Raw genomic sequence first — 13959 nt, 5'->3', positions numbered from 1 at the left:
AACTCACCGAGGGACGCAGGTAATTGAGTGGTTGTACCGAACCGTGCACCGACTGGAAGTGATTTGCATGAACATGACTATTTAATATTTTCGATCACCGCGACCATAAGCCCTCAACGGGGCCACACAAGTGGGCGCGGTCGGCAGAGGCTTCCTCTCCAGCTCTGGGCTGAACCGAGCCCGATGGAGAGGGGCACAGTTGAGACAGGTATTAGGACCGTCGGCGAGACGGCGGGCGAGGGTGGCGGCTGCCACCGGCATCGCGTTGCTGGCCGGCCTGTTGTCGGTCACCGTACAAGCCGCACCGAACCCCGCCGGCGCCACCGGCCGGCAGCAACAGCTACAACACGCCGACTATGACAGTCGCGACGCTCTGGGCAGCGGAGGCGGCTTGCCCGCAGCCTTCGGCCGGTCCGCGAACTCAGGGCCGCCGCCGGTCGTCGTCAAGAAGCTGCGTGACCGGCTCGGCGTACAGGGCATCGTCGACATCGACAACGCCACCGGCACCCCGCGCCGGGTCGCCAGGACCGACGGATTCCTGACCGCCGCCAGCAGGCAGAAGCCGGCCACCATCGCGCTTGGCTACGTCGGTGCGCACACCGACGTCTTCGGCCTGGACGCGAAGGCCGTCGCCGGTCTCACACTGCGCCGGGACTACGTCGACATCGAGGGCACCCACCACCTCAGCTTCGTGCAGGCCGTCGGTGGCGTCCCCGTCTTCGGCAACGGCCTCAAGGCCCACGTGGCCAAGGACGGCCGACTGATCCAGGTGGACGGCGCACCCGTCAAACATCTTCCGGTAGCCGTGGGCAGCGCCAGACTCACCGCCATCGCCGCGCGCGCCATCGCCGTCAAGGACGTCGCCGGCACGTCGGCGAGGGTCACCAAGGCCGCGTTCGGCCCGCAGAGAACGACCGGCTTCAGCGACGGCGGCAACGTCAAGCAGGTGTGGTTCCAGACCGCGGACGGACCTCGGCTCGCCTGGCAGACGCTCCTGCTCGACGACGGTTTCGTGCACGTCATCGACGCGACGAACGGCCGGGTCCTCTACCGGCACAACACCGTGGAGGCCGACACCGGCCGGGCGTTCGCCAACTACCCGGGCGCGGCCGTCGGCGGCAAGCAGCGGCGGGTAGACCTGAGCGACTGGCTGCCGGACGGCTCGCCGCGCCTGGTCGGCTACAACGCGCACGTCTACTCCGACGTCAACGACAACGGCATCGCCGACCCGGAGGAGGAGGTGTCCCCGGCCGCGAAGGGCAGCTTCGACTACCCGTTCGCCGACTTCAGCGATACCGTCGGTGGAACCTGTTCGGCAGCCCTGAAGTGCTCATGGGATCCGAAGACCGCCAATTCGTGGCGAGTCAACCGGGCCCAGAACGCGGTGCAGATGTTCAACTTCCTGGGCACCTTCCACGACCACCTGCTGGCACGGCCGATCGGCTTCACCCGTACGGCCGGCAACTTCGAAGCGGCCGACGGGGACGCCGTGCGGGGCGAGTCGGACGACGGCGCGGACACGGCCGACGGCCTGCCCGACGCCAATCACGTCAACAACGCGAACATGAGCACGCCTCCGGACGGCACCCCGCCGCGCATGCAGATGTACCTCTTCAAGCCGTCCTCGGTGGTCCCCGCGGCCAACTCCGGCGACGAGTCGGACGTGGTCTACCACGAGTACACGCACGGCCTGTCGAACCGGCTCGTGGTCGACACGAGCGGCGTCTCCACCCTCGATGGCGCGCAGGCCGGCGCCATGGGCGAGGGGTGGAGCGATTGGTACGCCGAGGACTTCCTGGTCAACAAGGGCCTGGAGAAGGACACGGAGGCCATCGGTGACGTGCGCGTCGGCAAGTATGTGACCAGTGGCGGCACGATCCGCACGGAGCCGCTCGACTGCACCGTCGGTGCCCCGGCCGAGGTCTGCCCGGGCAGCCCGACGGTCGGCTCCGGTGGCTTCACCTACGGCGACTACGGCCGCATCAGCGGCTACCCCGAGCCGCACGACGACGGCGAGATCTGGGCACAGACCCTGTGGGACCTGCGCAAGGCCGTCGGCAGCACGCAGGCCGAGTCGCTGATCACCCGGGCCATGGAACTGTCCCCGGCCACCCCGTCCTTCCTGGACGAACGCAACTCGATCCTCCAGGCCGACCTCGTGGTCAACGGCGGGAAGCTGCAGAAGAAGATCTGGCGGGTCTTCGCCCACCGCGGCATGGGCTACTTCGCCGCGGTGACCGACAGCGACGACACCGAGCCGGTCGAGGACTTCTCGATGCCGCCGGCGGCGAACACGCCGCGTGGCACGCTCACCGGCACGGTCACGGACCGGAACACCGGCGCGCCGGCCGGTGGCGTCACGATCGCCTTCGGCGGTCACGCCTCCGGCTTCGCGGGCGGCCTGGTCGCCACCACGGCAGCGAACGGCACCTATACGATCTCCGGGATCCTGCCCGGCACGTACGCGAAGGTGATGGCCCGCGGAGGTGGATACGACCCTGAGCAGACAACGCTGTCCATACCGTCGCACACGCTGCGCCAGGACTGGACGGTCCACCGGAACTGGGCGGCGGCGGCCGGCGGCGGCTCGGTGGTCGGCTTCACCGGGCCCGATTTCAGTCCGCGCTGCGGCCCGAGCAAATTGATCGACCAGTCGCGGGACTCGGGCTGGGTCACGACGGTCGCTCCCGAAGGGCGAACCGTCGTGCTCAAGCTGGCGGCGAAGGTCGACATCGCACAACTGGTGATCGACCCGACGCCGAGCTGCTTCCCGATCCCCAGCGTCGGGATCGGCCACTACCAGGTGGAGACCTCCACGGACGGCACGACGTGGACCACTGCCGCGACGGGCGCCGTCCCTCAGGGCACGACGACGCCCACCCAGGTGCTGTTGGCCGCGGGCACCGGCAACGGCGTCGGGTACATCCGGTACACGATGCTCACCACGCAGGCCCAGGACGCCGGGCCCTGTCCCCCCGGCTCGATCGACCTCGGCTGCTACTTGATCAGCAGCTCCGAGCTGGCGGTCTACGGAACGAGGGGTTAGGTATGAGCCCTGCTTCTTGGCCGACCGTGCCACTTGCTCCACCAGGACCTGTCCCGGCAATCAGCTGCGGAGCCGTATGACGGGGGCTGCTGCGCCGGCTGTACCGAGGAAGACGTAGCCGCGTTCGTCCTGGCGACCGGCGACCCGCTGTGGCGACTGCACCTCGTCCACGACCCGGGCGCCGGGGCGGCGCTCCTCCTCTTCACTCGCAGCCACGCGATCTCGGACGGCCACTCCACCGAAGCAGTCGTCCGTGCCCTGCCGGACATGCTGTTGGCCCCGACAGACGGAGCGAGTCCGTACCACGTGCGGAGCATGGCCCCCACCGGTGACGAGTTGACCTACCGGCCACCGGAGCGGCCGGGCATCCCGCAGCTGCTGGTGATTGCCGGGCGGGCCGGGCTGCGCATCCACGAGGAGGCGATCGACCGGGTTGGCGACCACGACAAGCCGGGTCGACGTCCTGCCCACGGCGCCGGCCGACCCGCGCGGCATCGCCAGGATCGGCCGGGACTTGGTCCGCGGCACGCTCCCGACGGCCGGGCTGAGCCGGAGCGCCGACGCGCCGCAGGACGGCCTGACCGGCCAGTTGTTGCGCTTCGGCGCCGTGGGAGCCGTCAGCACCGCCGGATACGTACTGCTGTACGCGGTGCTTCGCCCGGTGGCGGGACCGCAGGCCGCCAACGCGGTAGCCGTAGTCGGCCTCGGCGCTGAGGTCGCCGGCGAAAGCAGCAGGTGCGGCTGCTGCCCGAAACGGTCAAGTCGTATCTGCGCAGCGCAATGCGCAAGCTGGGAGCGAGCGCCCACTTCGAGGCGGTGGTCGCCCGCACGTCGATGGATGTTGCTTCCTCAGGGTGGGTGGAATGGCCCCCGGGCCGATGGGCACCCAGTCATCGCCCGAGGGCACGGGGCCCACCTCACCGCCACCCGCACTGGTCGTCCCGGTGCCCTTCTCAGTGGTGGCGCGGGCGAGGCAGCAAGGCGAACGCGCTCTCCGCGATTGAGGTCAGGCGCTCGGGGCTGTGGCCGTACGCGCCCACGACATCGCTCCCGCGGATGATGGTCAGCAGAAGGTACGCGAGGTCGTCGGGATCCGCGTCGGGGTCGATGTCGCCGTTGCGCTGCGCCGCTCGCAGGCAATCGGCCACCGCCGCCCGGACCACGGAGAAGCACTCGTTGGCCAGGCGTTTCACCTCGGGGTCGGAGGCGCCGATCTCCAGGGCCATCTTGGCGGCGAAGCAGGCCGCCCCCGCCCGGTCGGAGGCGGGGGGTACGTCGGCGGCGAGCGGCACCCCGTGGACGGCGCGGAGCAAGTACGCGTGCAGTCGTTCCAGGGCGCCCTCGTCCGGTCCGGCGAGCATCGTCCGCGGACCCTGCGCCAGCCGGCCGAAGTAGCCGGCCATCGCCTCCAGCAGCACGCCGTGCTTGCCGTCGAACGCGCCGTAGAGACTGCCGCGGCCCAGGCCGGTGGCGGCGCTGATGTCGTCGACGCTCGTGCCGTTGTAGCCCGAGGTGCGGAACTGCCGCTCGGCAGCATGGAGGACGTGGTCGCGGTCGAAGCTTCGTGGTCTCGCCATACAAAGACCGTAAAGCCGACCCACCCTTCTTGACAACTCAGTACAGAACTGCCTAGGTTTCGGACTGTTCAGTAAACAACCGTCCTGAGCTCGCCGGACAGGCTTGCCCGGGCTATCAGGACCGATGCGGACCGTGTCGGCCTCAGCGCGGGTGACCCCGCACAGCGCCCGACGAAGTCATCACCGCAACCGAAGGAACCACCATGCAGACAGGTCCCCCCGTGGCCCTTGTGACGGGCGCCTCCTCCGGGATCGGGAGGGCGGCGGCGCTCGCTCTGGTGGGCGCCGGCTTCGCGGTGGTCGGCACGAGCCGCAACGCGGCGAACGCCGAGCCGCTCGCCGGGGTGACCTTCCTCGATCTCGACGTGGCCGACGACAGGCCATGGAGGTCTTCGACATCAACGTCTTCGGCGTGATGCGGATGGCGAACGCGGTGCTGCCCCACATGCGCGCCCAGGGCAGTGGCCGCGTGGTCAACATCTCCTCGGTACTGGGCCTGATCCCAGCCCCCTTCATGGCCGTCTACGCCGCCGCCAAGCATGCGGTCGAGGGCTACTCCGAGTCCGTCGACCACGAGCTTCGCGAGCATGGCGTCCGGATGCTGCTGGTCGAGCCGGCCTACACAAACACGAGTTTCGAGACGAGCAGCATGGCACCCGACTCGCCCCTGCCGGTCTACGCCGCACAGCGGGAGGTCTCCCGAGACGTGCTGGCCACGGCCGTGCGCAACGCCGACGGCCCGGACGTCGTCGCGAAGGTGATCGTCGCGGCCGCCACCGAATCCAAGCCCAGGCTCCGGTACACCGCCGGCCCGATGGCCAAACGCGTCAGCGTCCTGCGCCGGATCGTGCCCTCGCGCGCCTTCGACAGACAGATCCGCAAGCTCAACCGACTGGCCGGCTGACCCCGCAGTACGGGGCGGCGCCCGAGGAGACGCACATGTCCGAACCAGAGACACCGAAGCCAGCATCAGCATCTCCGGTCCGACCGCTCTTGGACGCTGCGCGGACCGTCATCATGACCGTCGACGACGATCCCGGGGTGTCCCGGGCCGTCGCCCGCGACCTGCGGCGGCGCTACGGCGCCCCGTACCGGATCGTGCGCGCGGAGTCCGGCGAGTCCGCGCTGGAGGCGCTGCGGGAGCTGAAGCTGCGCGGTGACCTGGTCGCGGTGATCCTGGCCGACTACCGCATGCCGCAGATGAACGGCATCGAGTTCCTCGAACAGGCCCTGGACGTCTATCCGGGCGCCCGGCGTGTGCTGCTGACCGCGTACGCGGACTCGAACGCGGCGATCGACGCGATCAACGTCGTCGACCTCGACCACTACCTCCTCAAGCCGTGGGACCCGCCGGAGGAGAAGCTCTACCCGGTGCTCGACGACCTGCTGGAGGCATGGCGGTCCAGCGACCATCGGCCCGTGCCCGCCACCAAGGTGATCGGACACCGCTGGTCGGCGCGCTCGTCGGGCGTACGGGAGTTCCTGGCCCGCAACCAAGTGCCGTACCGCTGGTACTCCACCGAGGAACCCGAGGGGCAGCGGCTGCTCACGGCCGCCGGGCAAGACGGGCAGCGGCTGCCGGTGGTGATCACGGCGGACGGTACGGCGCTCGTCGAGCCGGAGGTGCCCGAACTCGCCGCGCACGTGGGGCTGGCGACCACACCCACGGCCGACTTCTACGACCTGGTCGTCATCGGCGGCGGCCCGGCGGGGTTGGGCGCGGCCGTGTACGGGGCCTCGGAGGGCCTGCGTACGGTGCTCGTGGAGCGGTTGGCGACCGGCGGGCAGGCCGGGCAGAGTTCGCGGATCGAGAACTATCTGGGCTTCCCGGACGGGGTGTCCGGCGGCCAGCTCACCGACCGGGCGCGACGCCAGGCCACCAAGTTCGGCGCCGAGATCCTCACCGCCCGGGAGGTGACCGGACTGGAGAGCAGCGGGGCGGCGCGGCTCGTACGGTTCGCGGACGGGTCGCAGATCGCGGCGCACAGCGTGATCCTGGCGACCGGTGTGTCCTACCGGCAGTTGGAGGCGCCGGGTGCCACCGAGCTGTCGGGCCGCGGGGTGTTCTACGGGTCCGCGCTCACCGAGGCCGCCGCCTGCCAGGGCCACGACGTGTACATCGTCGGCGGCGCCAACTCGGCCGGGCAGGCGGCGATGTACCTGTCCAGGGGCGCCAAGTCGGTCACCCTGCTGGTGCGCGGAGCGGACCTCACCGCGTCGATGTCCCACTACCTGATCCAGCAGATCGCCGAGTCGCCGAACATCTTCGTCCGGGCCCACACGGTCGTCGAGGCCGCGCACGGCGACGGCCACCTGGAGCAGCTGACGTTGCGCGACACGACCAGCGGCGAGACCGAACGCGTCGACGCGCAGTGGCTGTTCGTGTTCATCGGCGCGGCCCCGCTCACCGACTGGCTGGAGGGCACGGTGCTGCGGGACGAGCGCGGGTTCGTCCTGGCCGGGCCCGATCTGACCGCCGACGGGCGGCCACCGGCCAACTGGGAGCTGGACCGGCCGCCGTACCACCTGGAGACCAACATCCCCGGCGTGTTCGTCGCCGGGGACGCGCGCGCGGAGTCCGCCAAGCGGGTCGCGTCCGCCGTCGGAGAGGGAGCCATGGCCGTGATGCTCGTACACCGGTATCTGGAGCAGTCGTGAGCGGGCGGCTGATGCCGTGCAGCGCGGCGGAGATCAGCTCGCTGTTCCTGTTCGAGAGGCTGAGTTCCGATCAGATCGACAGGCTGTGCAGCCAGGGACGGGTCGAACTGTTCGACCCCGGGCCGGTGTTCACCGAAGGTGACCCGGCGGCCTGCTTCTACGTGATGATCGAGGGCACGGTCGTCATGTCGCGCCGGGTGGGCGGCGACGACATCGAGGTGAGCCGCACGTCCCAGCCAGGGGTGTACGCGGGGGCCGTGCGGGCGTACGTCGGGGACGGGAAACCGCAGCGGTACATGAACTCGCTGCGGGTGACCGAGCCGACGCGGTTCTTCGTCCTGCCCGCCGAATCGTTCGCGCACTTCATGCACGAGTGGTTTCCGATGGCGATCCATCTCCTGGAGGGGCTCTTCCTCGGTTCGCAGACCTTTCAGCGGGCCGTCGGGCAGCGCGAACGGCTGCTGGCGCTGGGCTCGTTGTCCGCGGGTCTCACCCACGAGCTCAACAACCCGGCCGCGGCCGCCGTACGGGCCACCTCGTCGCTCAGGGACCGGACCGCGCACTGCGCCACAAGCTCAGCGCCATCGCCTCGGGCCCCTACCACGGCGACGCCCTGAAGGCCCTGCTCGACCTCCAGGAGCGTACGGCAGAGCGGGTCTCAAAGGCGCCGGCACTGAGCCCGCTCGAAGCCTTCGACCGGGAGGACGAACTCGCCGACTGGCTCGACGACCACGGCGTCCAGAACGGCTGGCAGATCGCGCCGACCTTCGTACAGGGCGGTCTCGACGTCGACTGGCTGGAGCAGATCGCGGCGGCCGTCGACGAGCAGGAAATCCTGCAGAGCGCCATCGAGTGCCTCACCTACACGGTCGAGACCGAGCTGTTGATGTCCGAGATCGAGGACTCCACCACCCGTATCTCGCACCTCGTCGACGCCGCCAAGCAGTACTCGCAGCTGGACCGCGCGCCCTACCAGGTCGCCGATGTCCACGAACTCCTCGACAGCACGCTGCTGATGCTGTCCGGCAAGATCGGTCCAGAGGTCAAGGTCGTGAAGGAGTACGACCGTTCGGTGCCGAGGATTCCGGCCTACCCGGCCGAACTGAACCAGGTGTGGACCAACCTGATCGACAACGCGGTCTTCGCCATCAAGAGCGCGGGCGGGGAAGGGACGTTGACCGTACGCACCGCTGTGGTGCACGACCGGCTGGTGGTGGAGTTCCGCGACACGGGCCCGGGAGTGCCGGCCGAGATCCGCGGCCGGATCTTCGACCCGTTCTTCACCACCAAGCCGGTCGGCGAGGGCACGGGGCTGGGGCTCGACATCTCCTGGCGGATCGTCGTCAACAAGCACCACGGTGACCTGAAAGTCGAGTCCGTACCGGGCGACACCCGCTTCCAGGTGCTGCTCCCCCTCACCGCCACCGGCCCTGGCATCGAGCCCGACACCGTCTCCGACCCGGCTCAGGAGCCCTCGTGACCAAGGGGGCGACCGCACCTCCCTGCACCTGATCAACTTAACGAACCAGTCACACAGTGTGAATGCCGGTATTTGGCATTCTCCTCACCGAAGAGGGCAGAACCATGGAACGCAACGAGTCTCCCGACGCGACGTACGCGAGAACCTGGAGCAACGGCCGCGGCGAGGTGCGGTTCTTCACCCGCTCCGATGGCTCTCGGCTGCGCTACTACATGGTGGGCACCGGCCCCGCCCTCGTTCTGATGCACACCGTGCGCGGCCAACTCGACTACTTCCAGCGGGTGATCCCGCTGTTGTGGGACCACTACACGGTCTACGCGCTGGATCTGCCCGGGATGGGATGGTCCGACATCGTCCCCGGCACACAGTACGAGGAGCCGCAACTGCGGGCTGCGGTAGTCGAATTCGTCAGAGGACTGGACCTCCACGACGTCACCCTGTCGGGCGAATCGCTCGGGGGCGCCCTGTCCCTGTCGGCATCGATCGACCTGAAGGACCGGGTCAGCCGGGTCGTGGCGTTCAACAGCTACGACTACCCCCAGGGCGGGGAGCGGGGAAACCGGATCGCCCGCCTCATCATCTCCAGCGTGCGGATGCCCGTGGTGGGCCCCTTCTTCGCCACCCAAGAGCCGCGGCCCGTCTTTCGCGCAATTCTGCAGGGCGGCTACGTCGACAAGACCAAGCTGCCCGAGGACTTCATCACCGAGCTACTGAGGAGCGGCCGCCGCAAGGGCTACGACAAGGTGTCCCGAGGGATCTTCCGCAGCCTCAAGGGATTCGACCGGGCCCGCGAACGCTATCCCCGCGTGTCGGCACCCGTCACCCTCGTCTACAGCGAGAACGACTGGTCCCGGCCCGCCGAGCGGGACCGCGTGGCCAACGCGCTGACGGACGTCCACCGCATCACCGTGCCCCGTACCGGACACTTCTCCGCCTTGGAGCGCCCCGACGAGATGGCGCGGATCCTGCTCGACGCGGCCTGACCTGACCCAGCAGCTATCGGCACCCGCCGCCCATCCCCGTCAGGACGTGAGGAAGCGCCATGCCTCAGGCCGTCTCCCACCTCGTCAACCGCCTTGTCATCGACACCGACGACTCCTTCGATGACGTCCGCCGGCGCTACGAATCGCTGGTACCCGCCATCGATTTCGCCGAACTCGTCGAAATGATCGCAACAGGTGACCTCGCACGGGTGCAGGCATACACCGCCGACCGCACCCCCCATTCCTTCGCCGTCTTCTGGACCCTGGACCCGATGCCGGTGATGCGGCTTTCGGGACATCAGCACCGCGCCGTCACCTACATGATGGGAAACAACGTCATCGCCGAAACCATGTTCCGGCACGACCCCGGCATCATCCTGTACGCCCCGCTGCGCACCGCGATCTACGAGACCGCCTCCGGCAGCGTGCAGTTCAGCATCGACCAGCCGTCGAGCAAATTCGCCAGCTTCGGCGATCCCCGCATTGCCGAGGTCGGAGCACAACTCGACGCCAAAGTCGCTGAACTGCTTCACCTCATGACACTGCCGGTACCACCGGAGCTGATCACGGCCTGACCCTTGGCGCCCCAGCACCGTTTCGCTGTCTGACCTGGTCAGAGACGCCGGTGGGAGTGCAGCGGCCCATCAGGGACGGTTTTGCCGGACCGCCCCCTCCGGTGAGGGGCATCGCCGCCGACGCGGCCTGTTCGGGCAGGACTGCCACGTTGCTGCGGGAGTCCCTCACAACCGTGTGGGCCCGCTGCCGAGCACGGCCCAAGCAGGCCTTGATGCTCGCGGGCGTATGCAGGTGCCCCGCCCTGGTCGGCGCATTGCTGCTGCCTACCAGGCGTGCGATCACCAAGAAGCCCATCCTCGACATTCCAGGCAGCGCCGTGGTGAGCGAGGGCCAGCCTGCCGTATTTGACAACTCGGTACAGAACCGCTTAGGTTTCTGACTGTTTAGTACACAACGGTCCTGAGCTCACCGGACAGGCTGCGTGCACGCCTGGCGTTGCGATGCCCTCCAGGCCGACAAGGCACGCTCTGATCCTCACGATCCCGGCGACGGTGTTCATCGACGTACTGGATCTGTACATCACGAACGACCCCAGCAAACCGGGGCCGGACTCTTCACAACAGCCCAAGACGGTCGCCGCCCGCATCCTGCGCTTCCTGAACGGCTGCCCGCTCCAACCACCCAGAACTCGAAGGACTGACCGAACCATGACTGATCAGGAAAGGCAGGAGGCCGTGGCCGTGGCGACTCCTCCGTACGCGAGCGACGCTCTGCCCGAGGAGACCGTCGACGCGGTGGTGATCGGCGGGGGCGCCGCGGGGCTGAACGGTGCACTGATCCTGGCCCGCTCCCTCCGCTCGGTCGTCGTGATCGACAGCGGCTCCCCGCGCAACGCGCCCGCGGAGGCCGTGCACGGCCTCCTCGCCCTGGACGGCACCCCGCCGTCCGAACTCCTTCGACGGGGCCGGGAGCAGGTGCGCCAGTACGGCGGACGCGTCGTGTTCGGTGAAGTGGTCTCGGCCGAGTCCGCCGCCCCGTCGGCGGACGGGGACCTGCGGTTCACCGTCACACTGGCCGACGGCCGCAGCGTCACCGCCCGCCGCATCCTGGTGGCCACCGGCCTGAAGGATGTGCTGCCCGAAGTGCCCGGCCTCGCCGAGCACTGGGGACACAGGGTGGTGCACTGCCCGTACTGCCACGGCTGGGAGGTGCGCGATGAGCCCATCGGCATCCTCGCCACCGGCTCGGCATCCATCGGCCACGCGCTCCTGTTCCGCCAGCTGACCGAGGACGTGACCTACTTCACCCACGGCACCGACCTGGACGAGGACAGCCGCGCCCGCTTCGCCGCCCGCGGCATCCGCGTCATCGACACCCCGGTCACCGAGGTCCTCAGCGGCGATGACGGTGCCCTCGCCGGCGTGCGCCTGGCCGACGGCCAGGTCGTGGCCCGCCGCGTCCTCGCGGTCGCCCCGCAGATGCAGGCCCGCACCCAGGGCCTGGAAGGTCTTCGCCTGCCGGTGCAGGACCTGCCGACGGGCCGCGCTTTCGCCTCCGGCCCGGACGGCACCACCGAGGTGCCGGGTGTGTGGGTGGCCGGCAACGTCACCGATCCGGTTGCCCAGGTCGGGGCCTCCGCAGCGGCCGGCGCGCTGGCCGGCATCGACATCAACAAGGTGCTGGCCGTCGCGGACACCGACGCGGCCCTCCAGGGGATCGCCGAGGGAAGCCGACAAGGGGCCACAGCGTGATCTTCAAGTCCGGAGATCTCAGCCCGTCGCCCGCTCGCCTCACGGGCAGTCAAGTGATCCCGCGCGTCCGCCCCGTTCCCCTCAGGAGCCACTGATGTCCTTCCTTGCGAACACCCCCGTGGAGAAAATGACCGGGCCTTACGCGCGGCGCTGGTGGGCGCTGCTCGTGCTGTGCCTGAGCCTACTGATCACGGTGATGGCGAACACGTCACTGATCGTCGCCGCCCCCGACATGACCACCGACCTGAGCCTGAGCAGCAGTGATCTGCAGTGGGTCGTCGACAGCTACACCGTTCCGTACGCGGCGCTGATGCTGGTGCTGGGCGCGATCGGCGACAAGTACAGCCGGCGCGGCGCGCTGGTGCTGGGTCTGCTGATCTTCGCCGGCGGTTCGGTGATGGGGAGCCTGGTCGAAGAGACCGCGCTGGTCATCGTGGCTCGCGCGATCATGGGTGTCGGTGCCGCGGTCGTGATGCCGGCCACGCTGTCCCTGGTGGTCGCGACCTTCCCCCGCAGCGAGCGGTCCAAGGCCATCACCGCCTGGGCCGCGACCTCCGGGGTGGCGGTAGCCTTCGGCCCGCTGGTCTCCGGCTGGCTGCTGGAGGACCACGCCTGGGGCTCGACCTTCCTGATCAACGTGCCGTTCGCCGTCCTCGCCGTGTTCGGCGCGCTCGCCCTGGTACCGCCGTCCAAGGCGGAGGGCATGGGCCGGATCGACTACGTCGGTGGTCTGCTGTCGATCGTGACCGTCGGCTCCCTGATCTACGCCGCCATCGAGGGCCCGCATGCTGGCTGGGACGTCGGCCCCGTCACCGCCGCCGTGGTCGCCGGTGTCGGTCTGGTCGCCTTCGTCGCCTGGGAGCTGCGCCACCCGCACCCGATGCTGGACGTCCGGAAGTTCGCGCTGCGGCCCTTCACCGGCTCGATGCTCACGGTGATGTTCTTCTTCGGTATGTTCGCCGTGCTCTACTACGCGACGCAGTTCATGCAGTTCGTCCTCGGTTACGACGCTCTGGACACAGGCCTACGGCTGCTGCCGCTGGGCGGAGCGGTGTTCCTCGGGTCCGCGGTGACCGGGGTGCTCGCCCCGAAGCTGGGGGTGAGGGTGATGGCCGTGACCGGCTTGACCATCGGCACGGCGGGCATGTTCCTGCTCACCCAGATCGACAAGGGGTCGACGTACGGGGACTTTCTGGTGCCGCTGATGATGCTGGGCCTCGCGCTCGGTCTGGCCATCTCCCCGGCGACCGACACGATCATGGGCTCCTTCCCCGAGTCCGAGCTGGGCGTCGGCGGCGGTGTCAACGACACCGCGTTGGAGCTGGGCGGGGCGCTGGGGATCGCGGTGCTGGGCTCGCTGCTGGGCACGGCCTACCGGGACGAGCTGACCGACCTGGTGGGCAACCGGCTCCCGGCGGAGGCGATGGAGACCGCCAAGGACTCGGTCGGCGCCGGCCTGGCCGTCGCGCAGCGGGTCGCGCAGGATCCCTCCGTCGGGCCCCAGCAGGCCCAGGCCGCCGTGGACGCCGTCCACCAGGCATTCGCCCACGGAGTCGCCCAGACCAGCCTCATCGGCGGGATCATCATGGCTGCCGGAACTTTGATCGTCCTCGCGGTCCTCCCGAGTCGGCGCTGGTTCGCGAAGAAGGATGCCGAGCCGGAGGCCGGGGCGACGGCGAGCGGGACGGCGACTGTGCGGGAGCACACCGGGTCCCCCCGCTAGATCGCCGACGGGGCGTCCACCGGATCGACGGGGACGCGCCCGCCCGCCGGAGCGAGTGGCACCGCCTCCGCCGGATCACCCGCCAGGCGCGTCGGTCAGGAGCCCGGTGGCGCGAGACGCGCATGGCGCGGGCCTGGTCCACGGTCCACGCATGCCCCTCGGCGCCGGCGCGAACTATGCGCGGTGGAAGGCGAATCCCCTGCTCGCGCGTCCAAGGCCGTTGCC

General features: G+C 69.4%; 8 protein-coding genes and 3 pseudogenes. 9 read left to right on the top strand and 2 right to left on the bottom strand.

The window, feature by feature from the left end:
* The first annotated feature begins 241 nt into the window (after positions 1 to 241).
* The gene (locus tag ABZ453_RS13560) at positions 242 to 3046 is read left to right on the top strand and encodes a M36 family metallopeptidase (protein ID WP_359014670.1); all 2805 of its coding nucleotides are present in this window, start codon (positions 242 to 244) and stop codon (positions 3044 to 3046) included.
* Positions 3047 to 3106: 60 nt separating this feature from the next.
* Here the strand turns inward: ABZ453_RS13560 and ABZ453_RS13555 are convergent, their stop codons facing one another.
* Positions 3107 to 3262, bottom strand: a complete 156-nt coding sequence (locus ABZ453_RS13555) for a hypothetical protein (protein WP_359014668.1) — start codon at positions 3260 to 3262, stop codon at positions 3107 to 3109.
* A gap of 513 nt (positions 3263 to 3775) precedes the next feature.
* On the opposite strand from ABZ453_RS13555, the pseudogene ABZ453_RS13550 reads away from it, so the two are divergent.
* Positions 3776 to 3871, top strand: a pseudogene (locus ABZ453_RS13550) (helix-turn-helix transcriptional regulator); the annotation flags it as partial.
* Positions 3872 to 3999: 128 nt separating this feature from the next.
* Here the strand turns inward: ABZ453_RS13550 and ABZ453_RS13545 are convergent.
* On the bottom strand, positions 4000 to 4623 hold the full coding sequence (locus ABZ453_RS13545) for a TetR/AcrR family transcriptional regulator (RefSeq protein WP_359014666.1): 624 nt from the start codon (positions 4621 to 4623) through the stop codon (positions 4000 to 4002).
* 203 nt (positions 4624 to 4826) lie between these two features.
* On the opposite strand from ABZ453_RS13545, the pseudogene ABZ453_RS13540 reads away from it, so the two are divergent.
* The 7 genes and pseudogenes from ABZ453_RS13540 to ABZ453_RS13510 all read left to right on the top strand — a co-directional run bounded on the left by ABZ453_RS13540 (position 4827) and on the right by ABZ453_RS13510 (position 13734).
* Positions 4827 to 5527: pseudogene (locus tag ABZ453_RS13540) on the top strand (SDR family NAD(P)-dependent oxidoreductase).
* Positions 5528 to 5640: 113 nt separating this feature from the next.
* Positions 5641 to 7281, top strand: a complete 1641-nt coding sequence (locus ABZ453_RS13535) for an FAD-dependent oxidoreductase (protein WP_359014664.1) — start codon at positions 5641 to 5643, stop codon at positions 7279 to 7281.
* Positions 7278 to 8761 (top strand): annotated as a pseudogene (locus ABZ453_RS13530) (ATP-binding protein). Before ABZ453_RS13535 ends, ABZ453_RS13530 begins: the two are co-directional and overlap by 4 nt.
* A gap of 104 nt (positions 8762 to 8865) precedes the next feature.
* The gene (locus ABZ453_RS13525; protein ID WP_359014662.1) at positions 8866 to 9744 is read left to right on the top strand and encodes an alpha/beta hydrolase; all 879 of its coding nucleotides are present in this window, start codon (positions 8866 to 8868) and stop codon (positions 9742 to 9744) included.
* A gap of 59 nt (positions 9745 to 9803) precedes the next feature.
* Complete coding sequence (locus ABZ453_RS13520; protein ID WP_359014659.1) at positions 9804 to 10319, top strand: DUF302 domain-containing protein; 516 nt, start codon at positions 9804 to 9806, stop codon at positions 10317 to 10319.
* Between the two features lie 648 nt (positions 10320 to 10967).
* Complete coding sequence (locus tag ABZ453_RS13515; RefSeq protein WP_359014658.1) at positions 10968 to 12011, top strand: NAD(P)/FAD-dependent oxidoreductase; 1044 nt, start codon at positions 10968 to 10970, stop codon at positions 12009 to 12011.
* Positions 12012 to 12105: 94 nt separating this feature from the next.
* Positions 12106 to 13734: an MFS transporter gene (locus tag ABZ453_RS13510; RefSeq protein ID WP_359014655.1), complete on the top strand. Its 1629-nt coding sequence runs from the start codon at positions 12106 to 12108 to the stop codon at positions 13732 to 13734.
* The last annotated feature ends 225 nt before the right edge of the window (positions 13735 to 13959 follow it).

The organism is Streptomyces sp. NPDC005799 (assembly GCF_040630525.1).
Lineage (GTDB): Bacteria > Actinomycetota > Actinomycetes > Streptomycetales > Streptomycetaceae > Streptomyces > Streptomyces griseorubiginosus_B.
This window is presented reverse-complemented; position numbering and strand designations above follow the sequence as displayed.

Bases quoted from the DNA above. Each gene is read 5' to 3' on its own strand.
- ABZ453_RS13525 (WP_359014662.1), top strand. From the start codon at position 8,866: ATGGAACGCAACGAGTCTCCCGACGCGACGTACGCGAGAACCTGGAGC.
- ABZ453_RS13520 (WP_359014659.1), top strand. From the start codon at position 9,804: ATGCCTCAGGCCGTCTCCCACCTCGTCAACCGCCTTGTCATCGACACC.
- ABZ453_RS13535 (WP_359014664.1), top strand. From the start codon at position 5,641: ATGACCGTCGACGACGATCCCGGGGTGTCCCGGGCCGTCGCCCGCGAC.
- ABZ453_RS13545 (WP_359014666.1), bottom strand. From the start codon at position 4,623: ATGGCGAGACCACGAAGCTTCGACCGCGACCACGTCCTCCATGCTGCC.
- ABZ453_RS13515 (WP_359014658.1), top strand. From the start codon at position 10,968: ATGACTGATCAGGAAAGGCAGGAGGCCGTGGCCGTGGCGACTCCTCCG.
- ABZ453_RS13510 (WP_359014655.1), top strand. From the start codon at position 12,106: ATGTCCTTCCTTGCGAACACCCCCGTGGAGAAAATGACCGGGCCTTAC.